Consider the following 26025-nt stretch of genomic DNA (forward strand, 5'->3'; position numbering starts at 1 on the left):
CATGAGCAAACCCTACGTCAAACTGGACAAGAACGAAGCCGCCGTACTGCTGGTCGACCATCAGGCCGGCCTGCTGTCCCTGGTGCGCGACTTTCAACCCGATCAATTCAAAAACAACGTGCTGGCGCTGGCCGACCTGGCCGCCTATTTCAAGCTGCCCACCATCCTGACCACCAGTTTCGAGGACGGCCCCAACGGCCCCCTGGTGCAGGAGCTGAAGGACAAATTCCCCAAGGCGCCCTACATCGCCCGCCCCGGCAACATCAATGCCTGGGACAACGAAGACTTCGTCAAGGCGGTCAAGGCCACCGGCAAGAAGCAGCTCATCATCGCCGGCGTGGTGACCGAAGTGTGCGTGGCCTTCCCCGCCTTGTCGGCGCTGGAGGAAGGCTTCGACGTATTCGTGGTGACCGATGCCTCGGGCACCTTCAACGAAGTCACCCGCAACGCCGCCTGGAGCCGCATGGAACAGGCCGGCGCGCAACTGATGTCGTGGTTCGGCGTGGCCTGCGAACTGCATCGCGACTGGCGCAACGACATCGAGGGCCTGGGCACGCTGTTCGCCAACCACATCCCCGACTATCGCAACCTGATGGCGTCGTACTCGACCACCAAGGGCAAGTAAGCCGTCCGGCGCAAGCCTGCCTCGCGGGCCTACCTCTTGCGGAAGGGGTAGGCCTGTTGCGCCAGGAACGTGCCGGGCATGTCGTTGTCGAGAATGCCGTAGTTTTCCGGCAGGCGCTTGCCGGTGCCGCGCACCGCCGTGCCGAACAGATAGTCGATGAACGACAGGTGCGCCGCGTAGTTCTTGTCGATGGCCTCGGTGTCGGACGAGTGGTGCCAGTGATGGAAGTCCGGCGTCACGATCACGTAGCGCAGCCAGCCCCACGGCAGCTTGACGTTGGAGTGGATGAGCACCGCCTGGAAGCCGACGATGATGATGTAGGCATCCAGCACCGGCTTGGAAAAGCCCAGCGCGAACAGCACGCCCAGCACCGCCACCCGCGTGATCAGCAGCTCGACGATGTGCAGGCGCGAACCGGCCAGCCAGTCGAGCGTACGGGTGCTGTGGTGCACGGCGTGGATGCGCCACAGGAACGGCACCTCGTGATACGCGCGGTGCGCGGCATACTGCACCAGGTCCGCCACCAGCACCGCCACGAACAGTTCCGCCAGGTACGGCAACGACTGGATCGCCTGCTGCAGCGGCTCATACGCGGCCCACGAGAACAACCGGTGCACGAAGAAGTTGATGCACAACAGCACCGCGCCGACCGACAGGTGATTGAACAGGAAATGCTTCATGTCCACCTGCCATTCGCCGCGGAACACAGGCTGGCCCGGGTACAAGGGGAACAGCTTCTCGAAGATGATGAACACCGTGCTCGAGGCCAGCAGGTCCAGGATGAACCAGTCCAGCCCCAGATAGGGGTGGTGGCCGGTATTGGAGGAGGTCACCACGACCTGGCTGCCGCCCGCCGCGACCGCGCAGCACACCAGCACGAAAGCGGCGATATTGAGCCAGCGCTGGCGGCCGAACACGATGTTGGTCAAGGCAATGGTGCCGGAGGCCAGCAAGGCGGCGAACAGCAGCGTGCGCATTGCCTCCACCGTATAGAAACTGCGTAGCTCCGGGGTCGTCAGATATGCCGGGAAATGAAATGCCAGGACGCCCAGTACGGACAGGATCGCCAGGAACAACGCGATCACGCCGGTGATCATTCCCGTGCCGGGGCGGATGCGGCCGTCCTGCTTGAACAAATCCAGGACCTGACGGTAAATGGGCGCGCGCTGATTCATTTCACTTTTATGGCAGACCACGGGGAAGCGAGTGTATCCCCGGCCCAGGCATGCCATGTAAACAAACGTGAGTAGATAAGACCAGGCTACGGCGCGCCTGAACCGTGCTTGCGCCGCGTCAAACCGGCCGCGGCGCCACGGGCGCGGCGGGTTGACTTTGACGGGGCATTGTTATGTTATGGAACCGACAGCTCATTTACGGGCCGGTCCGCCGGCCCCGCGCAGTCCCCTTCCACCCGGATCCAGCAAGAGGCCGTCATGTTCCCTGAGTACCGCCAACTGATCACCCGCCTGAAAGCCGAGAACGGTCACTTCTCGGCCCTGTTCCAGCGCCATAACGACCTGGACCAGGAAATCAAGAATATGGAGGCGGGCATCGTGCCGGCCTCGGACACCAGCGTCGAAATCCTGAAAAAGGAAAAATTGCTGCTCAAGGACAAGCTGTACAGCTTGCTGAAGGCGGCAGACCAGAGCGCCGGCTGACCCCCTCCTTCCCGAGCCCGACCATTGCGCAGGGCGCCGCCATCGCGGCGCCTTTTTGCTGCCTGGCAAGCCGTTGCCGCCACGCTGCCACGGCGTCCGCCGCCCATCGACGGGGTAAAGCTCCAGCCCCTTGCCCAGTTATCCAGTCCGATTATGTAGGCGCCCGCTTGCTGACAAATAACTGAATTAATAAAATCAGGCCTTCCGGCCATCCGCCGGATGCGCAAACAGGACGGTGCAAGGTGCAAGACAGAGATTTCAAGGCCGGCGAAGCCGTGTCGCCCGTGACGGGCTGGGCCATGATGCCGCTGCGGGAACATGATTCGCTGCTGCTGCGGCTGGATTTCCTGAGCGATCCTTCGCCCACGGCGATGGGCCGCGCTGGCCGCGGCCGCGTCTACGCCATGACCTCCGAACAACTGCAACTGCTGCTCGATTCGCTGCAGGCCCAGCTCGACAAGCTGCAGCCCGAACCTGCCCGTCCGCGCCACTGAGCCGCCCGGCGTTCCTTCAGTATCCCTAAAGATGGATTAGCATCTTTAGATTCTCTAATCACCCTGCAGCCGCTAGTCTGTCGCCCTTGATCCAGGGTATGACATGACCAGCGCCTTCCTTCCCGGTTTTTTCCTCAGCCTGAGCCTGATCCTCGCGATCGGCGCCCAGAACGCCTTCGTGCTGCGGCAAGGCTTGCGCCAGGAACACGTCTTCGCCGTCTGCCTGGTATGCGCCGTCTCGGACGCGATCCTCATTGCCGCCGGCGTGGCCGGCTTCGGCCTGGCATCGCATGCCCTGCCCTGGCTGGAACCGGTGCTGCGCTATGGCGGGGCGCTGTTCCTGCTGGCGTACGCGGCGCGCAGCCTGCGTTCCGCCCTGCGCAACCACGGCAGCCTGACGCCATCGGGTCGGCAAGCGGCCGGGCTGGGCGCCACCCTGGCCACCTGCCTGGCCTTCACCTGGCTCAATCCCCATGTCTATCTCGACACGGTGGTGCTGCTCGGTTCGATCTCCAGCCAGTACGACGGACACAAGGCTGCCTTCGCGCTGGGCGCGATGGCGGCTTCGTTCACGTTCTTCTTCACACTGGGGTTCGGCGCCCGCCTGTTGCGGCCGGTGTTCGCCAGCCAGACGGCGTGGCGGGTGCTGGACGTCCTGGTCGGCATCGCCATGCTGGCGATCGCGTTGAAGCTGGTCTGGCCGTGATTCTGTCGCGCCGCCGGCCTCATTGGCCCGACGTGGCTTTGCGGACGGCGGCCGGCGTATTGCGGAACGTGACGCCCAGGCGATTGAACGCGTTCATCAGTCCGATTGCATAGGTCAGGTCGGCCAGCTCCTTGTCGTTGAACTGTGCCGAGGCGGCCTCGTAATCATCATCCGGCACGCCGCTGTCGGCAACCCGCGTCACGCATTCGGCCCAGGCCAGCGCCGCCTGTTCGCGCCCGCTGAACAAGGCGCCCGCTTCGCGCCACACCGGCACCAGCACCAGCTTGTCCACCGCGACGCCCTGCTTGAGCAGGTCGCGCGAGTGCATGTCGATGCAATAGGCGCAACCATTGATCTGCGAGACCCGCAGATACACGAGGTTGACCAGCTCCTCGGGCAGGCCGCATTGGCGCAGATAGGCGTATACGGCGCCAAAGGCCTTGTAGCCCTCGGGCGCGGCTTGGGCGTAGTCGATGCGTTGGCTCATGGTGAATCCTGAATTCGGCTGTGAAAACGTCATGTTGCGCCCGCATGGCGTTTTCCGGTAGATCCAAGAATCAGGTTGCGTGCTGGGCCATGTGCAACGGCCACCTCATCGCTTCAACCATCGCAGATAGGCGGCTTCCATGCTTTCCGCCATGCCGGCGAGCGAGAACTTTTTCTCGCCGCGCACGTAGGCCGCGCCGGCGGCGCCCATGCGTCGCCGCAAGGTCGCGTCGGCGGCCAGGGTTTCCAGGCAGGCGCGCAAGGCGTCGACATCGCCGTAGGGCACCAGCAGCCCGGTCTCGCCGTGCTTCACGACTTCGGGGACGCCTCCCACGCGCGTGCCGATGATGGGCAGCCCGCAGGCGGCCGCTTCGATGAACGAAGTGCCCAGGGCCTCGAACTGGGTGGCAAGCGCGAAGATGTCGCTGGCCGCCAGCACGTTGCCGATATCGGCGCGTCGGCCAAGAAAATGCGTGCGCGCCTGGCAGCCATGCTGGCGGGCCATGTCCTTGAGGACGTCGAGCTGCGAGCCTTCGCCCGCGAAGACCAGATGGATATCGGCCGGACCGTTCATCAGGGGCGCCGCCGCGGACAGCAACAGGCCCTGGCCTTTCTGCGGCCGCAGGTGCGCGACGCAGACGATGACGATGGCGGCCCGCGCGATGCCCAGTTCTTCGCGCAGGCTGGAGCGGCCGTCGTTCGGCGCGATGGGAATGGCGTCGGACACCGTCGCGACATGGCTCTGGGGCACGCCGCGCTCGATCATCTGGGTGGCGACATAGTCGCTGACCGCCACCACGCGGTGTGGCAGCCGCGTGTAACTCCATAGGGACCCTGGCCGCTTCGCCAGGTGACGGGTCCGCACGATCAGCGGCGTGCCCGCGAGCCTGCCCGCCATCGCCGCGATCACCGTATCGCGCCGGCTATGGGTATTGAGGACGTCGAACTTGCCGCGCGCCAGGATCCCGCGGATCCCATATACCGCCCGGGTGTAGTTCGACATCCCGTCCATCAGGAATTCGTGCACGCGAAACCCCTCGGCCTGCAGGCGCGAAGACAGCTTGCTTGCGGGTTGGCAGATCGCCTCGAGCGTATGGCCGCGCTCGCGCAGCGCCATCATTTCCCGGAAGATCCGATTTTCCTGGCCACCGAAGGTGGTTGCCGCCTCGGAATGCATGATCCGCAGGGGCATCTGGCCGCCGTCTCGCATCAGGATGCCTCGCTTTGCGACATCAGCACCATGGCCTCGGCGTAGAGAAAATCCTCGGTCGAGATCACGCCATAAGGGGTGGTGGCCTTTGGCTCGATGTCCAGGCGCTTGTCATGCTGGCGCGCCTGGATATTGCCGGACGGGTCCAGGCACAGGCGCCAGCCGGCCTGCCGCAACCGGGTCATGGTGGAGGAAGGTTCCAGCACGGTCAGCGCATAAGGCTCGGCCGCTTCGGAAATGTGTGACGGAATCGCACTGGCCAGCCCTACATCCACGAGCCGCGGAGCCTTGCCATTGCCAGGATCGAAAGAAAACCGAAACAACGCGGGTAGCCGAAGGCCCTGAAAATGCGGCATAAGAATGTTTCAATTGAATAATTGTTGTCGCATTTTAACAAACTGTGTCCAACATCCCGGCTTCGGCACGTAACGCGTCAACTTCTTGGTCTTATATTTTTCACATCAGCACCGAGCGGCAAGGACGAGGTCGGCCGGGCAGGCGGAAGCTTACCATTTCCTGAATGAACAGGTTGCCAAAGCCACGGAGCGGACAACCGCTTGATAAACGCCCGTTCCGCTTATCGCCGCAAAAAAACTCGAGCGGGAAACGACAAAGGCCGTTAGTGAACGCGTTCACTAACGGCCTTGTGTTTCCTGGTCGGGGCGGCGGGATTCGAACTCGCGACCCTCTGCTCCCAAATTAGAAACGCGCGAACCTCTGCGAACCTCAGCGAACAAATAACCAACTGATTCATAAGGCTTTATTAAAATTTCCTTGTTCGTCGACGTTCGCTAATGTACGCTGAAAGCCGCAAAAATGTTGTCCCATATGTTGTCCCATATGGCGGCTGAGGCAGAAGAACGGAGAGATTTTAGGAAATATGACGAGATACCCAAAACGCGGTAAAGGTGCGCGGTGGACCGTCAAGGAACTGGAAGCGGTGCCGGCGGAATGGGCCGGTGATCACCTGGCCGATGGAGACGGCCTCACTGGGGAGATCCGCATCCAGCGCGGCACGATGGCGGTGGTTTGGCGATACGCCTATCGCATGGGCGACAAAGTCAAGAGATTCTACTGCGGCTCATGGCCGGAGCGCACACTCGACGAGATCCGAACCGCCAGGAACAAAGCGCGGGCGGACATTAAGGCGGGCCGCAATCCGTCAGCCGTCCGCGACTTGGAAAAAGCCCAGGTGCGGGAGGCTATGGCAGCTGAATCTGCCGCTGTAACCGCCGCCGAAGAAGAGGCCACGACCGACGCCCTTTCATTCCAAGAGATGTATGAAAGCTGGCTGGAATCGGGAGTGAAGCGGGCAGATGGCAACACCGAAGTCAAGCGCATAGTTGTAAAAGACGTGCTTCCCTTGATCGGTGATACACCCGTGCGATCAATGCGGGACAAGGATATTGAGCGGGTGATCCGCTCGATTGTCGGCCGCGGCTGCAATCGGCTTGCCGAGGTGACCTACCAAATATTGGGCCAGATGTTCCATTGGGCAGAGAAGCGCCAACCATGGCGAAAGCTGCTTTCGGAAGGAAATCCGGTTGAGCTGGTTGAACTCGGGGTGCTCCTGGCAGACGATTACGACCCGGATAACGCGCGCGAACGCGTTCTCCCTCCCATTGAGATTGTCGAGCTCCAGACTCGATACCGCGAGTTGGAGGAGCAGTATCTCGCTTCGGTTGACAAGCGCAAAAGGAAGCCCCCATCCAAGGCCTTGCAGGCAGTTTCCTGGATCTGTTTGAGCACGCTATGCCGGATAGGGGAATTGCACCTAACTGAAATTACGCAACTCGATCTCCGAGAAGGCACGTGGTTCATTCCCAAGGCGAACGTCAAGGGCAGAAAATCACAGAAGCGCGACCACGTGGTCTTTCTATCACCCTTCGCAGTCAAGCATTTCGAGACCCTTGTGAGCCTGGCAGGATCATCGCGCTGGCTCCTGCCTTCGCGCGACAATGATGACGCGGAGGTAGACCAACCGATGTACAAGCAGGCCTTTACTAAGCAAATCAAAGATCGGCAAGCCATGTTCAACGGAAAGCCCAAAGCACGTCGCGCTTCGGACAACTCCCTGGTGCTCGGCAAAGGCCAAAACGGCAATTGGACGCCTCATGATTTACGGCGAACGGGGTCGACTATCATGGAGTCACTGGGAATCGATCCAAACATCATCGACCGCTGCCAAAATCACGTCATACACACGGGCAAGAACCGTGTAAGGCGGCACTACCAGCTCTACGACTACGCCGACGAAAAGCAAGCGGCATGGGCGAAGCTCGGCGAATATTTGGAAAGACTGCTGTCGGGAGCCGTGGCGCCGGCCGAGCTTCAAAAGCGGCTAACCGCCAAGCAGCTACTCACAGCGTAAAAGAAACCGAAGACCGTTCGGTCTTCGGTTCTTGGACGCATGCGGGCAAGTCTAAATCCAGCCCATCTTGGCGGGAATGTGCGCAATAAAGAGATTGACTATGGCCTTCGTCGAATGAAATATTGCGGCTTTCTCCAACGCACATTACATATGGCGAGCGCTTATCAAGGCCGACCGCGCTAATTGCCAACCGCCAGCAACGATACCAAATAACTCGAGATAAGGTACAGAGCAGGCGGCTACCGCGGCAGGCTCGGCGTCGCAACTCCTCACAACGTATTCAGTCACTCATTCAGGGCGCAGACCGCCTCGACAAAACCCTGTCCGATACCTGCCAGATGCTGGTCTTGGTATCTTGAGATATCTCGCCCTGCTTCTCGCTTCTGGCTGATACCTACATACATTGTCCGCGCCGGTTTCCCCGATGCCCCCCTCCATGCACCTGGGTCGCCATGGACGTGATCTCGATAGCTGTTTCCGTGAACCAACGCTTAACAAGAGGCATCATCAAATCGACGAGTGCCTGGCTCTGCCTCCTCACCTGATCATCGGCATGCGGGACGCCAGGCCTATGCGAGCAGCAACGACGTCGGCGAGAGTGCTCGTGCGGAGGATGGCGCACAGCCCCAAGCCACGCGCTTCCAGCCCCTTCGAGCGGGCCGATCCTCAGCGAACCTTATATGTAAATCACATATTTACAAAAACAAATTAAGCACGGATCCGATGATCCCTCGCACCAATCATTTCCCGACTGCTAGACGAGGATGCTAGACGACCATGCTGTCGCCCTCAGGACGCCCCTCCAGGACCAGAGCACGAATCTGCTGGAGCGCCGCGGTCAATTCGAAATGGCTTTGTGCTCCACCAATACAGATCCGCACTCCCGCCGGATCCGCTTCATTCGCATCAAAGACATCCGTGTTTGCAATCTGGATGCCACGGTTCTCCAGCGCGTGGCCAAACGCTTGCGGTTTCCAGTGGCGCGGCAAGGAAAGCCAGAGATGAATGCCTGTGCGATGTGCATCGACCCCATCGGGCAGAATGGATCTGGCCAGTGTCTGCCTGGCACGCGTTTCTATCTGAATTTCCCTCAGCAAATCCTTTGCCGTACCGTTCAGAATCCAGGTCTGCGCAAGGTGGGCAAGCAATGGAGAACACGACATGCCGGATGCCCGGAAGCACTCCGCTAGCATGGATGTAGCACCACCGGATGGAGCCAAGACATAGGCCAGACGCAGACTCGGCGATAGGCACTTGGACAATGACGCGAGGTAAAAGGCGTGCCCCCCCGCCATGTACGACGATATCGGCAGAGGAGCATCGCTAGCCAATGGCCAATAAGGGTCATCTTCAATCAAAGTCAAGTCGTGCCGGTGGATCAGCTCCGCGATCTCTCGGCGCCTGTCCGCAGGCATGGTGCACGTCGTCGGATTCTGGATCGTGGGGTTCAGATATAGCACTCGAGCGCCAGTCTCCCGCCGACAACGCTCTATCGCGTCGGGCAGCATGCCCGACGCGTCGCGAGGCACGCCAACGATTTTAAGCCCTAGAGCCCGCGCAGCCCGCAGGAACCCAGGATAGGTCAAGGAATCGCACAGCACGGGATCCCCTCTGCGTGTATGCGTCAGCAGCAGGTTGTAGATGGCACCCTGGGCCCCCGCGCACATCAGGACACGACTGCCGCTCATAGCTTTGAACATTGGCCCAAGCCAGACTTTTGCCGCTTGCAGTGCGGATGAATCCAGTTCGGGATTCTGATAGCCCGAGACTGATTCCGCGCCACTGTTCCTGAGCAAGTTCTCGATACCAGAATTGATGTGGTCCGCAAGCGCGCGTTTTGCGGGCAACGGAGGAACATTCATCGCCATATCGACAGTCGCTCGCCGCGGAGCGCTGTAGGACTCCGCAATAAACGAGCCGCGCCCACCGAACGATGCGATCAGCCCGCGACTGCGTACCTCAGCGTAAGCCCGCGTCACTGTCGTCAGGTCCACCCCCAGTTGTGAAGCGAGCCAACGCTGTGGAGGCACCTGATCACCAGGCTTGAGCGTCCCCTGCCGCACGGCGCGTGCAACCTGATCTGCAATTTGAAGATACCTGGGGTCACGCCCCTGCACCAGCGGGCGCAACCATGTAGGACGCTCTTCAACATGAAGACTTGTCGATTGTTCGGCCTTTCTGGCCTTAGGGGCTTTCCTGCCACTCATACATGAATACCATTAACATACATACGAACTAAGATTAACCCATACACCTAATTTGTGTATGTATTTTGTCCAGAACGGACTTAACAGGAGCAACCCATGCAAACACGCCATCTGCCGATTTATATGGATTACAGCGCAACCACGCCGGTCGATCCTCGCGTCGTGGATGCCATGATTCCCTGGCTACGCGAAGGCCACGGCAACCCTGCCTCCAACACCCATGCTTGGGGCTGGGAGGCTGAACGCGCGGTAGAACAAGCGCGCGAGCAGGTCGCGTCATTGATCGGCGCGGACCCACGCGAGATCATTTGGACGTCAGGCGCCACAGAATCCGACAATCTGGCGCTGAAGGGAGCTGCAAGCTTTTATCGGCACCGAGGCAAGCACCTGATCACTTCCAAGACCGAACACAAGGCCGTTCTCGACACCATGCGCGAGCTCGAACGCCAGGGCTTTGAGGTTACCTACCTCGCCGTCAAACCAGATGGCTTGATCGATTTGGACGTATTCCGGGACGCCTTGCGGCCCGACACCATCGTGGCGTCCGTAATGCTGGTCAACAATGAGATCGGCGTGATCCAGGACATTCAGGCGATAGGGAGCATATGCCGCGAACGAGGCATCGTTTTCCACGTGGATGCCGCACAGGCGACCGGGAAGGTGAACATCGATGTCAAGGAACTGCCTGTCGACCTGATGAGCCTGGCATCGCACAAGACTTATGGCCCGAAAGGCATCGGCGCGCTCTATGTCAGGCGTAAGCCGCGCATTCGCATAGAAGCCCAGATGCACGGTGGCGGCCACGAGCGCGGCATGCGCTCCGGTACCTTGCCGACGCATCAAATCGTAGGGATGGGAGAAGCATTTCGACTCGCCGCAATGGAGATGGGCGCGGAATGTGAACGCGTTCGCATGTTGCAACATCGGCTTCTCCGGGGCTTGCGCGATATCGAACAAGTATTCATCAACGGCAATCTGGAGCATGCCGTCCCACATAGCGTCAACGCATCGTTCAACTATGTCGAAGGGGAATCCCTGATCATGGGGATCAAAGCCATCGCCGTATCCTCGGGCTCTGCCTGCACCTCGGCAAGCTTGGAGCCCAGCTATGTGCTTCGCGCGCTCGGATTGAGCGACGAGATAGCCCACTCAAGCCTGCGTATGACAATCGGCCGGTTCACGACCCAGCAAGATATCGATACGGCCGTAGCTGTCATAAAGGATAGAGTGGAAAAATTGCGCGAGCTATCGCCCTTGTGGGAAATGTACAAGGAGGGTGTGGACATTCAATCCATACAATGGGCGTCGCACTGAAAAGACCCCGATACGAGGGCGGCCTCCCTGAGTAGGCCTCCTCGCAGGAGTCCTGCGCCATGACGGGCGACACCGCTCCGCCCCCCCCAACATCCTCGAGGGACTTAGCAGCCTTTGAACTCGGCATTTTTCTTTTTCAGAAACGCCTCCAGTCCGATAGCAAAATCTTCATCCCCCGAGCATGCCGAAAACGAATCCTGTTCCGCCTGCAACTGCTCCGAAAGGCTTCGGCCGAGCGACTCGTTGATCAGGCACTTTGTTCTACCAAGAGCACGAGTTGGTCCTCTGGCTAAAAGAGTTGCCCGAGAATGGGTAGCCATCTCCAACTCCTCTTTCGAAACTACCCAATTGATGAGTCCAAGATCCAGCGCTCGCCGTGCGTCGATTCTTTCCCCGAGCAGGGCTATTTCCATCGCTCGCTTCGTACCCACAACCCTGGGCAGCCCGTAGGTTCCGCTCCCATCAGGACTGGCGCCAATATTGCGGTAAGCCATCGTAAAGTACGAATCATCGGCCGCGACAACGAGATCGCAACTATTCATCAAGGAGAAGCCAAAGCCAGCAACAGCACCAGCTACGCTCGCGACGACCGGCTTTTGCATGCGACGAATGCGCGTCACGGTATCGTTAACTTCACCAATGAAACGCTCAAAGTAGATCTTTCGATCACTTTCGTCATGCTGGAGTGCCGCATGGAACGCGTTGATGTCGCCGCCCGCCATGAAGTTTCCTCCGGCTCCCCTGATAACGATGGCACGCACATCACTGTCATTTTCCACGCGACACACTGCATCTTGCAGCAGTTCGCTCAACTCGTGGTTGAGGGCATTGAGGACCCGAGGGCGATTTAGCGTGATTGTTGCGACAGCGGAAGATCTATCGGTTTCCAGTAGAACTGCGGGCGAACTCATGAGTTTCCTTGTTTCATAGTAGTCAAATTGCGGCATGTCCTTGGCCTGGCATTAGCGATCCACCCAGCCAGGCAGGCCTATCAAATCAACACCCGCATGCGAGCCTCGTGGTACTCCCAGCTCAGTTTCTCGATTAGGTCGCGCGTTGACCGAACCCGGTCCACGGCGCCAATTCCCTGCCCTGCGGGCCATGCTTCGCTGCAGGCACTGTCAGATCCAGGAGCGCATCCGAAATCAAACCGTGTGTCGCCGTGCTCGGGCAGATTGTCGGGGTCAAAACCTGCCGCGGTTACGGATTGAGCAAGGTAGTTGCCCCGGACCCCATTGAAAAAGCTGGTGTAGACGACATCGTCGGACGACCCGCTAATGATCGCCTGCTTGTAATCAGTGCTTGCGCGAGCTTCATCTGTAGCAATGAAGGCAGAGCCGATGTATGCAAAATCCGCTCCGGCCACCCGTGCCGCCAAGATCGCGGCTCCAGTGGAAATAGCCCCGGAAAGCACCAACGGCCCAAGAAACCACTGACGAATTTCTTGAATGAGTGCAAAAGGGCTCTTAATTCCCGCGTTGCCGCCAGCGCCTGCCGCCAACGCAATCAGGCCATCTGAGCCCTTATCGATCGCATTACGTGCAAGTCCATTATTGATCACCTCGTGCAAAGTCATTCCACCGTAAGCATGCACTGCATCGTTGGCATCGGTACTTAACCCCTGGGACGTAATAACGATAGGCACCTTGTGCTTGAGCAAGACCTCCATATCGTCATAAAGCCGGCGGTTGTTCGCATGAATAACCTGTTTGACAGCAAAAGGCGCCGCATGCTGTCCGGAATGCTCTGAGGTCCAGGCGCCGAGTTCCTCGGCGATCTCCACCAGCCACTCGTCGAGTTCGGAACACGATCGCGCGTTCAGCGCCGACAAAGAACCGACGATGCCAGCCTTGCATTGCGCAACCACCAATCGGGGAGTGCTTATGGTAGGTAGAGGCGCGGCGATCACAGGCAGGTCAAGCCTCTTGAGTGCTCTGGAAAGAGTCGGCAGCATGAGATGGCGATCACAGGATCTACTTTAAAGTAACATGAATACTTTAAAGTAAGATTTACACTGATTCCATACTAAACCCACTAACGTTTACCCGGATGTTCGCCACATGAAAGCACTGAAGCAGTCGCACCTATCCGGTAGCTCCGAACCGCCTGTCGCAACCTATGCTTCTCCTTGGCGCACGGCATCCGAGCGCGAGCGTCAACGAGAGATAAAGCGGCTTGCGGTGCTGCAAGCCGCTGCGCAGCTCTTCAACGAGCGCGGATTCCACGCCACTTCGTTGGACGACGTAGCCGCGCGACTAAAGGTATCGAAACCAACTGTTTACTACTACGTCAAGAACAAGGAAGACATCCTGCTTCAGTGTGTCCGCCAGGGGCTACAAATGACGCTTGACGAAATCGAAGCGTCGCGCCGAGCGGGGGGCCAGGCCATTGATCAGCTGATCGCCTGCATGCAGGTATATGGCCGCATGGTGACGATGGATTTCGGCATGTGCCTCATACGTGTTGGCGATGAAGGACTAACTCCGGATAGCAGAGCACAACTGCGCCAGCTGAAGTCGGCGATCGATACAGAGTTCCGTCAGTTGGTAGTCGCGGGAATGAAGGAGGGAGCACTAGCTCCTGGCGATCCCAAGATGACAGCATTCGCGATTGCAGGCGCGCTGAGCTGGATCGGGCGATGGTTTCAGCCGAATGGCGAATACTCTGCCGAAGATGTGGTCCAGCAGTGCATTTCTACGGTACTGAATGGTGTGCTTTGCCGGCCACGCTAGCAGTCTGGACAAATCGGTCAGAAGCAGCGTGCATCCGCAACCGCGTGATCCTCATAAACATGATGTTTTACCTATGCACCTGATCGGCAACAGAGCGCCATTCTTCCTCTACATAAATTTAACTGTTCAAAAAAGCTATGAAATATGGATTTATCGGGATTGGGACCCTTGCAGAAGCGATCATTGATGGGCTGATCGGCACGAAACTATCGGTCGATTCCGTGATCGTTTCTCCGAGGAATGCGCAGGTCTCGGCAAGATTGGCGGCACGTCACGGCGTCGTGACGATCGCCTCCCATAACCAGGCCGTAGTTGATAACAGCGACATGGTATTCATAGCGGTTCGCCCTCAAGTGGTCGAAAGCGTGCTTACCAGTCTTAAGTTCCCGAAAGGGCAGCACGTCGTCAGCTTGGTAGCAGCGACTAGCACCCAAAAACTTCGATCGTGGGTCGGGTCCGATACGATCCTCACTCAAGCCATTCCGTTGCCTTTTGTCTCCGCACGCCAGGGCGTTACGGCCGTACACCCCCCAACACCAGAAGTCTGCACCGTATTCGCAGCATTGGGCAGTTGTGCGCCTATTGAAACCGAAGAAGAACTCGAAGTTGCCGGCGTAGCAAGTGCCTTGATGGGCCCATTTTTTGGGATGCTGGAGCAGCTCTCGGAATGGCTTGAACTCAAGGGAATGGAACCAGTGGTGGCACATTCTTATCTTGCACACATGTACACGAACCTTGCCGGCGTTGCAGCGAGATCGCCGCAATCGGCTTTCAGCGACTTACGCCGGGAGTACTCCACCGACGGCGGAATCAATGAACTTTTTTTTGATACGTTCCAGCGCCTGGGCGGAGGATCCGCATTAATAGGTGCACTGGAGGAAGTGCACGCGCGAATTCGCCAAAGTCAATCTTGAAGAAACCCGAAGCAAAGCCAGCAAGGGTCTGTTGAATTTGCTGGCCGGGCAGGCAGTCCCTGGAAACTCGCCGTCGGAACCGCAGCCCCATGCAAAGTGACTAATCGAGAGCAAAGACCAGCCGAGGTTCCGATCTTTCCTGCAATGCCTCTGGAGTGACTCCCGGCGCAATTTCTCTCACCACAAGTCCTTCTTCCGCGATGTCCATCACCGCCATATCGGAGATAATTCGGTGCACCACGCCACGCCCCGTAAGGGGCAATGAACACTGGTTCAGAATTTTCATTCCACCCTCGCGTGTGTTGTGCTCCATGAGCACAATCACCCGCCGAGCACCGCCAACCAGGTCCATGGCCCCACCCATCCCCTTGACCATCTTGCCGGGAATCATCCAGTTTGCGAGGTCGCCCTGTTCGCTGACCTGCATGGCTCCCAAGATGGTGAGATCCATATGCCCGCCCCGGATCATGGCGAATGACATGGATGAAGAACAAATGGACGCACCGGGCGCCATGGTCACGGTCTGCTTCGCGGCGTCGATCAGGTCGGGATCGACTTCATCCTCATAGGGAGGCGGCCCTATTCCAATCAGACCATTTTCCGACTGCAGCCAAACCTGCATGTCTTCGGGCACGTATTGCACTACCTTCGTGGGCAGTCCGATACCCAGGTTGACGTAGTCGCCGTCACGCAACTCTTTCGCGGCGCGCGCCGCCATTTGTTCATGAGTCCATGCCATTGTGGATTCTCCTTACTGAGGCCGTGAACGGAAGCTCTTGCGTTCGATGCGCTTTTCCGGGTTGGGAACGACAACGATGCGATCCACAAAGATGCCGGGCAAATGCACGTCGTCAGGATCAATATCCCCCTCGGCCACCAGTTCCTCCACCTCAACGATCGTGACGGCTCCGGCCATGGCTACATCCGGGTTGAAGTTGCGCGCGGTGCGGGCGAACACGAGATTGCCAGAACGATCCGCACGCCGTGCCTTGACCAACGAGACATCGGCGTGAAGTGCCAGCTCCATTACGTAGGTCTGGCCACCGAATTGTCGGGTCTCCTTGCCGTCTTCGACCACGGTTCCCACACCCGTCCGAGTGAAGAATGCCGGAATGCCGGACCCGCCTGCACGCAGGCGCTCCGCGAGCGTTCCTTGGGGATTGAATTCCAGCTCCAGCTCACCGCTCAGGTACTGCCTTTCGAACTCTTTGTTCTCGCCCACATAAGACGCGATCATGCGCTTGATCTGGCGGGATTGGAGCAGCAGCCCCAGACCGAAGTCGTCGACACCGGCGTTGTTGCTGATGCAAGTCAGGTCTCCCATGCCGCTAGCTCGCAATCCTTCGATCAACGCCGAGGGAATGCCACAAAGGCCGAAACCTCCGACAGCAATGGTTTGGCCGTTCGCAATCACCCCGTCCAGGGCGCTGGCCACATCTCCATATATCTTTCTCATTCTCTAACCGATCAAATAGGGGTTGAGTGCGTGGTTTAGCCCCCCAGATACTAGGGACTTGAGCAATGAGGAACAATGGATTTGCCGCAACCTTATTGTGCAATTCTGCACACTACTCAGGCTGGCGGATGGAAGAGCTCCGGTTGAGACTCGACCTGTTCGCGAATGAAACGCCACACGAATTGATAACGCTTGATTCTCAGCAGGTCCTCTGGCGCAGCGATCCAGAGACTACGCGTGATCAACGGCTGATTCGGAAACAGGCTGATGAGGTCCCCGCTCTTGGTGTTGGCTACGTACGGCGTGAGCAGCACCAGCCCCAACCCGGCTGCCGCGGCGGAACGCTGGGCCAGCACGCTGTTGGACGTAAAGCATCGGTTGGGTTGCGGAACAAGCTCTTCCAGCACTCGATAGCGTTCGCTGACCGAACCATCGTGGATGTAGTCCACGAAATCGTGCTGAGCGACGTCCGCTAGTTCGCGAATGGGTGGCCTACCCTTCCGATACCCCGGGGAGCAGTAAAGGAAGTAGTCGATCTGGGCAAGCTTGGCCACCTTGTAACGCCCCATCTCCGGCGGATCGAGCGTCACCAGTATCTCGACTTCCCGGGTGACGAGGCTGGGAAACTGAGGCTGCGCCATCAACTCGACGCGCAACCCGGGATGCTTTTGGCGCAACTGAGCCACGCCAGGCGCAAGCACGTGAATGCCGAACGCCTCCGGCGTTCCCACGCGCACATTCCCCTTGATGAAATCCGCGACCTCCAGGCTCTCTTCCACAGCGGCGAGCAGCGCGCTTTCCATCTTTTCCGCATGCGGGATCAGCGCATGGCCAGCGTCCGTCAACGAATATCCACTGCGGCGCCGATCGAACAGCACCACGCGCAACGTCGCCTCAAGCCTGTCGATGCGACGCGAAACCGTGGAGTGCTCGATGCCCAGTTTCTCTCCTGCATCCGAGATTGTTCCCAATCGGGCTACAGCCAGAAAAACTTTCAGATCGTTCCATTCGGGATGTGTGTCCATAGCCGATTGTGCATCAGCGCACAGTAAGGGTGCAACGGTGATCTTTGATAAAGCGACCTCGGATCGCACAATTGCGCCTGAAGTTTCACCTCGATAGCTGCTTTCCGCCACGCCGCCTCAGGGCGCGCGCCGCTGATCCCATCCGCAAAATCCCGTGCCTGGAGCTGGAGACAACATGACTGAAACCCATCGCTACAAAAACTATACGGCGATCGAATTTGACCGTCCCCTTGACCGCGTTCTGCGCCTGACGCTGAACAATCCTGAACGCATGAATTCGCTGGATGCACGCGGGCACGCCGAACTGGCGGAGGTCTGGCGAGAGATCGACACAGATCCGGAAGTGAGCGCGGTGGTGATCCGGGGGGCCGGGCGCGCCTTCTCGGCTGGCGGTGATTTCCAAATGCTGGACGAGATCAACGACGACTTCAAGGCTAGAGCCCGCGTGTGGCGCGAAGCGCGCGACCTTGTCTACAACATCATCAACTGTTCCAAACCCATCGTGTCGGCCATCCATGGGCCAGCGGTAGGCGCCGGCCTGGTGGCCGCCCTGCTCGCGGACATCTCCATCGCGGCGAAATCCGCGCGCATCGTCGACGGCCACACCAAGCTGGGTGTGGCGGCGGGCGATCATGCCGCGATCATCTGGCCACTGCTCTGCGGCATGGCTAAGGCCAAGTATCACCTGATGCTGTGCGAACCCGTCAGCGGGCAGGAAGCCGAAGCCCTGGGCCTGGTGTCGTTGTGCGTCGACGATGACGCGCTTCAAGAGAAGGCCCTGGAGATCGCTGGGAAATTGGCAGCGGGCGCGCCTGCCGCGCTGCGTTGGACCAAGTATGCCCTGAACAACTGGTTGCGTCAGGCTGGTCCGATCTTCGATACCTCCCTGGCACTCGAGTTCATGGGCTTCGGCAGCCCCGAGGCTAAGGAGGGAGTCAGCGCGCTTCAGCAGAGGCGCGCGGCGCAATTCGACCGGAACAGCGCGGTCTAGGCGGAGCAAAGCATATGGACCCGATCAAGAGCGTCGCCTTCATTGGAGCGGGAAACATGGGCGCGCCAATGGCACGCTGCGCGCTGCGCGCAGGCTACGCGTTAACGATCTGCGACCGAAATCCCGCGGTGCGGGATGCCTTCGCCGCCCAAGGCGTTCGGACGACAGCGGACGTGGCCGACTGCGCCGCCGCAGACGCGATTATCGTGCTCTTGGCCAATGACGCCCAGATCACCGAGGCGATGCTTGGCGAACGCGGGCTGGCTCAGGCCATTCCCGCCGGCCACCACCCGCTCGTATGCATGATGAGCACCACCCTGCCCTCCACCTTGCGCGCGCTTGAGGCGCCGCTTGCGGCGGCAGGCGCGTGCCTACTCGACGCACCGATAAGCGGAGGCATCGTCGGCGCCCAGGACGGCACGCTCACGATCATGTTGGGCGGAAGCCAGAAGGACGTGCTGCGGGCGCAGCCGCTGATGCAGGCGATGGGCAAGGGCATCTTCCATTGCGGCGCGCTGGGCAGCGCCGCAGTGACCAAGATCATCAACAACATGCTGTGCGTGACCAACATGTTCCTCACCGCCGAAGCGGTGGAGCTTGCTGCCGCGCACGGCGTGGATTTCGAGCATCTCGCGCCCGTGCTGGAGGTCAGCACAGGCCTGAACTTCCTGACGGCGGATGCCACTGCGGGCCGAGCGCAGTATCGCGCTTGGGTTCCCACCGAAGCGGCCTTTGCCGACATTCACCGCATCATCAGCAAGGATCTGCATCTGGCCATGGCGCTGGGTGACGCGGCCAGTCTCGACTTGGGCATGCTCAAGCAGGTTTCCGGCTTCGTGGACGAACATGGAGGTCAAGCCGGCGCTCGATGGAAGCGTGCCGGAGAACCTCCGCACACCGAATAAACACCTGCCAGAAACCTGGCGAATAGCCGGCTCCCAGCCGGTAATCACTACACCTATAAATAGGGAGACAACAGGATGAAACACCTCAACCGCGTGCTCGTGGCCGCTACCTTCGCGGCCGCCCCTTTCATTGCCGGCAACGCATCGGCACAAGACACCAAAACCCTGATTCTGGGCGTATCCGCCCCGATGTCGGGCGCCGCAGCCACCTGGGGGCTGGGGCAGGAATGGACCGCCAAGCAGGCGGCCAAGGAGATCAACGACGCAGGAGGAGTGAAGATCGGTGGAACGACCTACAAGTTCGAGGTTCGCGCGTACGACAATAAATACAACGCGGCTGAAGGCACAAAGGTCGCGCAGAACATCGTCAACCGCGACAAGTCGCGCTACGTCGTCGGCAGCATCGGCACCGCCCCCATTTTGGCGTTGCAGTCGCTCACCGAACGCAACCAAGTCATCCTGTTCACCTCCGCCTGGGGCAAAACCGTCAAGGGGCCAACCAAACCCTACACCCTGACACAGTCAAGCACACCGTTCGAAATCCTGGAACCGCTGTATGCGTACGTCAAGAGCAAGCATGGAGCCATCAAGACCGTTGCCATGCTCAACCCCAACGACGCAACTGGCAAGGAGACCGAACCGGTCGCGAAAAAGGCGTGGGAAAAACTCGGCGTAAAGGTGGTCTCCGTCAACTGGTATGAGCGCGGCACCACGCAGTTCCAACCTATCGCCCAGAAGCTGGCGGCGGTGAAGCCCGACGTCATTGATCTCGGGGTGGCGCCACCCGCAGATGCGGGCGTGTTGTTCCGGGAGTTGAGCGTGCTGGGCTGGGAAGGCGTCAAAGTGCAGCCCGTGGGAACTGGAGCCGCACAGCTCGTGGACATTGGCGGCAAGGCCGCCGATGGCGTGTACATGGGGTTTTCGGGCGACTACGCAGGAGCGCAGGCGACCAACAAACAGCGTGAGCTCAACGAAGGCATGAAAAAGGCCGTTGGAGAATCGCTCAACCCGCTGCAGCTTGCGCCCTACGACTCCGTATACGCCCTGAAAGCCGGCATGGAAGCCGCGCAAAGCGTGGAGCCCGCCGAGATCCTGAAAGTGCTTCCCAAGATCGTCTTCGACACATCCTACGGCAAGACCGCTTTCGGCGGCGAGGTCACCTACGGCTCGCCCCAGCAATTGCTCATTCCCGTCATGATCACCCAGATCCAGGATGGCAAGTTGGTCGAGGTGGAACGCGTGGTGCCGCAAGAGCTTCAGCAACGCCTGACGCAGGGTAAGTAATCAGAACGCCGGACGGCGATGGGTCGGGGGAGACAAGTTGGACGTTTACATGCAATTGATCATGAACAGTATGCAGATCGCCGCGGCGTACATATTGTTCTCACTGGGGCTGACGCTCATATTCGGCGTCATGCGTATCGTCAACTTCGCACACGGAGAATTCTTCACGCTGCCGTTGCTGGTCATGGGGGTAACAGTCCCCTTCCTGGCCAGCGGAACCTTGCCGCTTTTTGCATCGTATGCGCTGGGCGGCGTGCTGGGGATTACGCTCACGCTGCTGCTAGGCGGCTTGATCTACAAGTTCGCCTTGCAGCGATTCCAGCGTGACATGACGGGGTCCTTCGTCGTGTCGGTAGGCTTGTCGCTCCTGCTGCAAGGCATCTTCCTTGAGTCATTCGGCGGCGTGCCCAATAAACTTCCCGCTCTTGTCGAAGGAACGGTGAACATCCTGGGGGCCTATATCACCATGCAACGGCTGATCATCACTTGCTGCGCGTTGCTGGTGGCTGTTCTGATGTGCTGGACTATCGCGTCGAGCCGCCTGGGAAAGGCCTTGCGCGCAGTCTCAGAAGACCATGAGGCCGCGATGCTGCAAGGCATACCCTACCGCCGTATCGCCCTGGCCGGCTTCTTCATCGCGACCTCGCTCGCGGCGACCGCGGCGGTGTTGCTGTCTCCCGTGACCGTGTCCAGCCCGATCATCGGCAGCGACTATCTCATCCGCGGGTTCATCGCAATCGTGATCGGCGGTCTGGGCAGCATCCCGGGAGCCATCCTGGGCAGCTTGTTGATCGCCATCATTGAAAGCCTGGGCGGCTACTACTTCGATCCCACCTGGGCCACGATCACGATGTTCGCCCTGACCATGTTCGTACTGCTGGTTCGTCCGAAGGGAATTCTCGGAAATGGCTAAACCTATATTCACTCCCGCACTCGCCTCGCTAGGCTTGGTGGCGCTCTCAGCCGGCCTGCTACAAGGCGGGGGGCTGGCCGCAAGCCTCGTCCTGTGGCTGGCCGTCAATGTACTGATCACGGCAAGCTTTCGCTTCGTGACCCTCATCGGGGAGCTCAATTTTGCCGTCGCCGGCTTCGTGGGGCTTGGCGCCTACATGGCTGGGGTCGGCAGCGTAACGCTCAATTGGCCCTTCTTGCTGACGCTGGCCGCCAGCGCGGTCTTCGCGGGACTGATCAGCCTGGTGTTCGGCTACATCACATTGCGCGCCAAGGGCCCCTACTTCATGCTCATCAGCTTCGCCTTCACGGAGGTGATCCGCATGATCTACACCAAGACCGAAGCGATCGGCGGCAGTTCCGGCATGGTGGGAATTTTCCCGCCAGCCTACCTTGACGGCTATTTCCCCGCGCTCGTCGTGGCCATGGTTCTTGCGCTGCTCTGGGCGCTCTGGTCGATCGAGAAATCCGACTTCGGAAAGGTCCTCGTGGCCATACGCAATAACGACGCGATCGTCGAGACCGTGGGCATCAATGTGCACCTGACGAAGGTAATTTGCCTGGGCATTTCCTCGGTAGTCGCCGGCATCGCGGGCGCATTGCTGGCCTACTCGAACAACGTGATCAGCCCGGGAGACTTCGGCTTCCTGCTGGCGGTGTATGCCTTGGCGTATCTGAAGGTTGGCGGAGAGTCGCACATCTTGGGCGCGGTGGTCGGGGCGGTCGTGCTGACACTGCTAGGCCAGTTCGCGCTGAGCTTCGGCCCGTACGAGCATATCTTCTACGGCGCGGCCATCGTCATCTCGGTGCTGTTGATGCCCGGAGGCTTGATCGGGCTGGGCCGTCATTTCAACAAACGCGCGCCCAGGCTGAGACCCGTGGCGAAACCTCAAGGCTGAGGGTTTCATGGAAAACCAAGTACTACTGAAAGTCGACGGGATGAGCCGTCGCTTTGGCGGCCTTGTGGCGGTCAAGGATCTGAGTTTCGAAGTTCGCAAGGGAGAGATCCTAGGCCTCATCGGCCCCAACGGCGCCGGCAAGAGCACCACCTTCAACGTGGTAAGCGGCTATTACCGGCCGTCCGGCGGCAGCTTGACATTCATGGGCCGCGACATCACCGGCCAGAGCGCCGCCCGGATTGCCCGGCAGGGCCTAGTCCGCACGTTCCAGCACGACAGCATGCTGCGCGACATGACCGTCTACGACAATATCGTCGTCGGCACCTTCGCCACGCTGCGCAACAAGGCGGAACGCGATGCGCGCGTGCGCGAAACTGCGGCTCTCATGGGCTTGGCCGATGTCCTGCACGAAATCGCGGGCAATCTGTCGCACGGCCTGCAACGCCTCGTCAGCATCGCCATCGCTTTTGCCGCTCGCCCGACCCTGCTGTGCCTGGACGAACCGCTGACCGGCCTGAACCAGACCGAGGCCGTCTCCGTCCTGTCGATCTTTCGCAAGATGCGCGAAGCATACGGCGTCTCCATGCTGCTCGTGGAGCACAACATGAAGGCAGTCATGGACATTTGCGACCGCATCGTGGTGCTGGACTACGGCGTGTTTCTGGCCACCGGCACTCCTGCCGAGATACAGCGAGACCCGCGCGTGATTTCTGCCTATCTGGGGAAGCGGCATGAACAATAAGGAAAATGTACTCGACGTCGAACGCCTCTCGGTGATGTACGGCATCGTGCCCGCGGTCAGCGGCGCAAGCTTCGCCGTGCAGCGCGGCTCGATCTCGACGATCGTCGGCTCCAACGGCGCCGGGAAGTCGACCATCATGAAAGCGTTGACAGGGTTGGTTGCCCCAGCCTCCGGACAGGTTTGCTTCTATGGCGAAGACATCACCGGTCTGGCCCCGGATGCGCTTGTCGCGCGGGGCCTGGTATTGGTTCCCGAAGGCCGACGCCTGTTCAAGGCCATGACCGTGGCGGAAAACCTGGAACTCGGCGCGTACCGCGAGAAAGACAAAAATGCCATCCTGCGGCGCATCGAGGGCGTGCTGGAGCGCTTTCCCGCATTGAAAAGCCGGCTCGATTCGCCGGCTGGGAGTCTCAGCGGCGGCCAGCAACAGATGGTTGCCGTGGGACGCGCCCTGATGGCCAAGCCTCGGCTATTACTGCTCGACGAGCCCACTATCGGGCTGGCGCCCGCCATCGTCGACACGATCGCGCAGATCATCCAGGACATCGCGGCCGAGGGCGTCGATGTGATGCTGGTCGAGCAGAACGCCGAAATGGCGCTGGAGATCGCTACCCACGCGTTCATCCTTGAACGTGGCGAGATCCAGCTGCAAGGCCTGGCATCGGATCTGGCCAACAGCGAAGCCGTACGAAAGGCTTATCTGGGCATCTGACCGGCCACCCCGCCTGATCCCATTTTCCGTTTTACGCGAGGTATACATGCATCGACTCGAAGAAAAAGTTGCCTTCATCACCGGTGGCGGCGCGGGCATCGGCCGCGCAAGCGCATTGCTGTTCGCCAAGGAAGGCGCCCAGATCGTCATCGCCGAGCGTGACGTCGCCGCGGGCGAAGAAACCGCCGCCTTGGTGGAGGCGTCGACAGGCCGCCCCGCCCTGTTCATCCAGACGGACGTCACCGAGCCCGAAAGCCTGGAAGACGCCGTCAAGCGGACCGTGGCGCGCTTCGGCCGTTTCGACGTGCTTTACAACAATGCCGGTGGCTCCACCGTGCGCGACAGCCGCGTGACCGACGCGCCGGTGGAGGAATTCTGGTCCAAGATGAAGCTCGACCTGTTCGGCACCTGGTTGGGGTGCCGCTACGGCATCCAGGCCATGATGGATACGGGCAACGGCGGTTCAGTCATCAATAGCACGTCCATCTTTGCCTTGATTGGTACCCACGGCAAAGACGCGTACACCGCCGCCAAGGGCGCCGTAAGTGCGCTGACCCGGTCGATGGCAGTCGAGTACGCCTCGTACCGAATCCGCGTCAACGCCGTCGCACCAGGCGCGACCGCGACAGAGCGGGTGCTCAAGCTGCTGAAGGATGACGGTGTCACCAGCAAGTCCTTGGACGGCCAACTGTTTGGGTTGGTCCAGCCCGAGGATATCGCGCATGCGGCGCTGTATCTGGCATCCGACGAGTCTCGGTCCACGACCGGCCACATCCTTGCCGTCGACGGCGGCCTGACCATTTCATGAACCGCCCCTCGCCGGCCACCAGCCGGCACATCTGAACGGAGCCTCCATGTTTCGCCATATTGTCATGCTTAGCTTCCATCACCCGCTCCCCCCGGGGGACCACGATGAAATCGTCCGCATGTGCCAGACCATCCAGGACGAACTTGCCGGCGTGCTCGAACTACGCTTTGTCACCAATTCGTCGGATAGAGCCCACTCCTACACCCACGCCTTCGTGGCGGACTTCGTTGACGCAGCCGCCCACGATGAATACCAGCAAGCCCCCGCCCACCTGCCGCTGAAGCAAAAGATCTCGACGCTCGCCCGGCAGCTCATCGTGCTCGACTACGAAGCCTGAGCGCGGCAATGGTCCCCCAACCGAACACAAGGAACCCCATGCGCGCCACCAAGCTGTTCACCCCGTTCAAGCTGCGCGGCATCGAACTGCCCAACCGAGTGCTCATCTCGCCAATGAGCCAGTACTCCGCCGTCGACGGGATGGTGCAGGACTGGCACCGGTTCCATACGGCAGGACTGTCCCGCGGCGGTCCAGGCAGCATCATGGTGGAAGTGGCGGCGGTCACCCGCGAGGGTCGGGGGACGCCGGGCGACTTGGGTATCTGGAGCGATGAGCAGATTCCAGGACTTGCCGAACTCGCACACATCATGACCGCTCATGGCGTAGTGCCGTCCATCCAAATAGGCCATGCCGGGCGCAAGGCAAGCACCGGACGGCCGTGGGAGGGCAACCAGCCCTTGGCGCTGGGCGCGGCGGAGTCCTCCTGGGAAACCACGGGAGCCTCATCCCTGCCCGTTCAGGACGGATGGCCGGTACCGCGTCAACTTGATACCGATGAACTGGCCAGCCTTGTCGAACGCTTCCGCGAGGCCGCCGACCGCGCGATCAGGGCCGGATACCGCCTGATCGAGATTCATGCCGCCCATGGCTACCTGCTGCACAGTTTTCTATCCCCGGTCACCAACCAGCGACAGGACAACTACGGCGGTTCGCTCGAAAACCGGATGCGCTTTCCCTTGCAGGTCACAGCCGCGGTCCGCGACGCTCTCCCTTCGAACATCCCGCTTTCTGTCCGGATTTCCACCGTCGACGGCATTGAGGGTGGCTGGCAACTTGCCGACAGCATCGCGTTCTCGCGTGAACTGAAGCGGCTGGGTGTTGACCTGGTCGACTGCTCGTCTGGCGGAATTCAAGCCCCCGCTACGGCGGGTAAAGGCCCGCTTGCAGTCAAGCGCGGCCCTGGTTTCCAGGTACCCTTTGCACATGCGGTAAAGCGGGACGCCAACATTGCCACGATCGCCGTGGGGCTTATCGTGGATCCGCAGCAAGCCGAGACTATCTTGGCCTCTAATCAGGCGGATCTGGTGGCGATCGGACGCGAGGCCCTGCATAACCCGAACTGGCCGCTGCATGCGCGACTGGCTTTGCAGGCCGACCCTGACTATCTCGCCTGGCCCGAGCAATACGGTTGGTGGCTCAAACGCAGGCCGAGGGTCTCGGTCGACTAGCCACGAGGCTGCTGTGCCCCGCTAGGGGG

General features: G+C 60.1%; 29 protein-coding genes. 18 read left to right on the forward strand and 11 right to left on the reverse strand.

All coding sequences use genetic code 11. The features are described from left to right. The first annotated feature begins 1 nt into the window (after position 1). Positions 2-625, forward strand: coding sequence for an isochorismate family cysteine hydrolase YcaC (gene ycaC, locus AT699_RS23480; RefSeq protein ID WP_006383910.1), 624 nt, complete (start codon positions 2-4; stop codon positions 623-625). Positions 626-654: 29 nt separating this feature from the next. Here the strand turns inward: ycaC and AT699_RS23485 are convergent, their stop codons facing one another. After that, positions 655-1800: a sterol desaturase family protein gene (locus tag AT699_RS23485; protein ID WP_024070034.1), complete on the reverse strand. Its 1146-nt coding sequence runs from the start codon at positions 1798-1800 to the stop codon at positions 655-657. A 258-nt stretch (positions 1801-2058) separates the two neighbouring features. On the opposite strand from AT699_RS23485, the gene AT699_RS23490 reads away from it, so the two are divergent. The 3 genes from AT699_RS23490 to AT699_RS23500 all read left to right on the forward strand — a co-directional run bounded on the left by AT699_RS23490 (position 2059) and on the right by AT699_RS23500 (position 3483). Continuing rightward, positions 2059-2283, forward strand: coding sequence for a YdcH family protein (locus tag AT699_RS23490; RefSeq protein ID WP_006383908.1), 225 nt, complete (start codon positions 2059-2061; stop codon positions 2281-2283). A gap of 242 nt (positions 2284-2525) precedes the next feature. Next, entirely contained in the window at positions 2526-2777 is a 252-nt protein-coding gene (locus AT699_RS23495) for a hypothetical protein (protein WP_006383907.1), read from the forward strand. Between the two features lie 103 nt (positions 2778-2880). Continuing rightward, positions 2881-3483 (forward strand): LysE/ArgO family amino acid transporter, encoded by a 603-nt coding sequence (locus tag AT699_RS23500; protein ID WP_006383906.1) that lies wholly within the window; start codon positions 2881-2883, stop codon positions 3481-3483. 19 nt (positions 3484-3502) lie between these two features. Here AT699_RS23500 and AT699_RS23505 read toward each other — a convergent pair whose 3' ends face one another. The 3 genes from AT699_RS23505 to AT699_RS23515 all read right to left on the reverse strand — a co-directional run bounded on the left by AT699_RS23505 (position 3503) and on the right by AT699_RS23515 (position 5454). Continuing rightward, positions 3503-3970 (reverse strand): carboxymuconolactone decarboxylase family protein, encoded by a 468-nt coding sequence (locus AT699_RS23505; protein WP_006383905.1) that lies wholly within the window; start codon positions 3968-3970, stop codon positions 3503-3505. A gap of 105 nt (positions 3971-4075) precedes the next feature. Further along, positions 4076-5161 (reverse strand): glycosyltransferase family 4 protein, encoded by a 1086-nt coding sequence (locus AT699_RS23510; RefSeq protein ID WP_058207633.1) that lies wholly within the window; start codon positions 5159-5161, stop codon positions 4076-4078. 17 nt (positions 5162-5178) lie between these two features. Next, positions 5179-5454: a hypothetical protein gene (locus tag AT699_RS23515; RefSeq protein WP_024070036.1), complete on the reverse strand. Its 276-nt coding sequence runs from the start codon at positions 5452-5454 to the stop codon at positions 5179-5181. Positions 5455-6059: 605 nt separating this feature from the next. Between AT699_RS23515 and AT699_RS23520 the strand changes: the two genes are divergently transcribed. After that, a complete protein-coding gene (locus AT699_RS23520) occupies positions 6060-7550 on the forward strand; it encodes a tyrosine-type recombinase/integrase (RefSeq protein WP_024070037.1) in 1491 nt (496 codons plus the stop codon). Between the two features lie 144 nt (positions 7551-7694). Here the strand turns inward: AT699_RS23520 and AT699_RS31205 are convergent, their stop codons facing one another. Further along, complete coding sequence (locus AT699_RS31205; protein ID WP_080684465.1) at positions 7695-7838, reverse strand: acyl-CoA dehydrogenase C-terminal domain-containing protein; 144 nt, start codon at positions 7836-7838, stop codon at positions 7695-7697. A gap of 479 nt (positions 7839-8317) precedes the next feature. Further along, on the reverse strand, positions 8318-9757 hold the full coding sequence (locus AT699_RS23525) for an aminotransferase-like domain-containing protein (protein WP_051429136.1): 1440 nt from the start codon (positions 9755-9757) through the stop codon (positions 8318-8320). A 96-nt stretch (positions 9758-9853) separates the two neighbouring features. Between AT699_RS23525 and AT699_RS23530 the strand changes: the two genes are divergently transcribed. Continuing rightward, on the forward strand, positions 9854-11071 hold the full coding sequence (locus AT699_RS23530) for an IscS subfamily cysteine desulfurase (protein WP_024070038.1): 1218 nt from the start codon (positions 9854-9856) through the stop codon (positions 11069-11071). 104 nt (positions 11072-11175) lie between these two features. Here the strand turns inward: AT699_RS23530 and AT699_RS23535 are convergent, their stop codons facing one another. Both AT699_RS23535 and AT699_RS23540 read right to left on the reverse strand, forming a co-directional pair. Continuing rightward, entirely contained in the window at positions 11176-12018 is an 843-nt protein-coding gene (locus AT699_RS23535) for an enoyl-CoA hydratase/isomerase family protein (RefSeq protein WP_197602766.1), read from the reverse strand. A 44-nt stretch (positions 12019-12062) separates the two neighbouring features. Further along, positions 12063-13022, reverse strand: coding sequence for an NAD(P)H-dependent flavin oxidoreductase (locus AT699_RS23540; protein ID WP_026383809.1), 960 nt, complete (start codon positions 13020-13022; stop codon positions 12063-12065). 109 nt (positions 13023-13131) lie between these two features. On the opposite strand from AT699_RS23540, the gene AT699_RS23545 reads away from it, so the two are divergent. After that, positions 13132-13803 (forward strand): TetR/AcrR family transcriptional regulator, encoded by a 672-nt coding sequence (locus AT699_RS23545; protein ID WP_080684466.1) that lies wholly within the window; start codon positions 13132-13134, stop codon positions 13801-13803. A 137-nt stretch (positions 13804-13940) separates the two neighbouring features. After that, positions 13941-14717 carry a pyrroline-5-carboxylate reductase gene (locus tag AT699_RS31210; RefSeq protein WP_080684467.1) on the forward strand — a complete coding sequence of 259 codons (777 nt, stop codon included), beginning with the start codon at positions 13941-13943 and terminating at the stop codon, positions 14715-14717. A gap of 100 nt (positions 14718-14817) precedes the next feature. Here AT699_RS31210 and AT699_RS23550 read toward each other — a convergent pair whose 3' ends face one another. The 3 genes from AT699_RS23550 to AT699_RS23560 form a co-directional block, all read right to left on the reverse strand. Further along, entirely contained in the window at positions 14818-15456 is a 639-nt protein-coding gene (locus AT699_RS23550; protein WP_024070041.1) for a CoA transferase subunit B, read from the reverse strand. Positions 15457-15468: 12 nt separating this feature from the next. Beyond that, positions 15469-16173 carry a CoA transferase subunit A gene (locus AT699_RS23555; RefSeq protein ID WP_026383810.1) on the reverse strand — a complete coding sequence of 235 codons (705 nt, stop codon included), beginning with the start codon at positions 16171-16173 and terminating at the stop codon, positions 15469-15471. Between the two features lie 116 nt (positions 16174-16289). Continuing rightward, positions 16290-17198 carry a LysR family transcriptional regulator gene (locus tag AT699_RS23560; protein ID WP_024070043.1) on the reverse strand — a complete coding sequence of 303 codons (909 nt, stop codon included), beginning with the start codon at positions 17196-17198 and terminating at the stop codon, positions 16290-16292. A 175-nt stretch (positions 17199-17373) separates the two neighbouring features. On the opposite strand from AT699_RS23560, the gene AT699_RS23565 reads away from it, so the two are divergent. From AT699_RS23565 to AT699_RS23610, 10 genes are all read left to right on the forward strand, one after another. Next, on the forward strand, positions 17374-18189 hold the full coding sequence (locus tag AT699_RS23565; RefSeq protein WP_024070044.1) for an enoyl-CoA hydratase/isomerase family protein: 816 nt from the start codon (positions 17374-17376) through the stop codon (positions 18187-18189). 14 nt (positions 18190-18203) lie between these two features. Continuing rightward, positions 18204-19094: an NAD(P)-dependent oxidoreductase gene (locus AT699_RS23570; RefSeq protein ID WP_024070045.1), complete on the forward strand. Its 891-nt coding sequence runs from the start codon at positions 18204-18206 to the stop codon at positions 19092-19094. Between the two features lie 75 nt (positions 19095-19169). Next, complete coding sequence (locus AT699_RS23575) at positions 19170-20378, forward strand: ABC transporter substrate-binding protein (RefSeq protein WP_024070046.1); 1209 nt, start codon at positions 19170-19172, stop codon at positions 20376-20378. Between the two features lie 49 nt (positions 20379-20427). After that, positions 20428-21291, forward strand: a complete 864-nt coding sequence (locus AT699_RS23580) for a branched-chain amino acid ABC transporter permease (protein WP_024070047.1) — start codon at positions 20428-20430, stop codon at positions 21289-21291. Then, positions 21284-22228, forward strand: a complete 945-nt coding sequence (locus AT699_RS23585) for a branched-chain amino acid ABC transporter permease (protein ID WP_026383812.1) — start codon at positions 21284-21286, stop codon at positions 22226-22228. Before AT699_RS23580 ends, AT699_RS23585 begins: the two co-directional genes overlap by 8 nt. A gap of 7 nt (positions 22229-22235) precedes the next feature. After that, on the forward strand, positions 22236-22970 hold the full coding sequence (locus AT699_RS23590; protein WP_024070049.1) for an ABC transporter ATP-binding protein: 735 nt from the start codon (positions 22236-22238) through the stop codon (positions 22968-22970). After that, positions 22960-23682, forward strand: coding sequence for an ABC transporter ATP-binding protein (locus AT699_RS23595; RefSeq protein WP_024070050.1), 723 nt, complete (start codon positions 22960-22962; stop codon positions 23680-23682). Before AT699_RS23590 ends, AT699_RS23595 begins: the two co-directional genes overlap by 11 nt. 46 nt (positions 23683-23728) lie before the next feature. After that, positions 23729-24490, forward strand: coding sequence for an SDR family NAD(P)-dependent oxidoreductase (locus AT699_RS23600; protein WP_024070051.1), 762 nt, complete (start codon positions 23729-23731; stop codon positions 24488-24490). 46 nt (positions 24491-24536) lie between these two features. Continuing rightward, on the forward strand, positions 24537-24827 hold the full coding sequence (locus AT699_RS23605; protein WP_026383813.1) for a Dabb family protein: 291 nt from the start codon (positions 24537-24539) through the stop codon (positions 24825-24827). A 38-nt stretch (positions 24828-24865) separates the two neighbouring features. Further along, a complete protein-coding gene (locus tag AT699_RS23610; protein WP_024070053.1) occupies positions 24866-25996 on the forward strand; it encodes an NADH:flavin oxidoreductase/NADH oxidase in 1131 nt (376 codons plus the stop codon). Positions 25997-26025: the final 29 nt, after the last annotated feature.

Origin of the sequence: Achromobacter xylosoxidans, assembly GCF_001457475.1 — a bacterium.
Taxonomy (GTDB): Bacteria; Pseudomonadota; Gammaproteobacteria; order Burkholderiales; family Burkholderiaceae_B; genus Achromobacter; species Achromobacter xylosoxidans.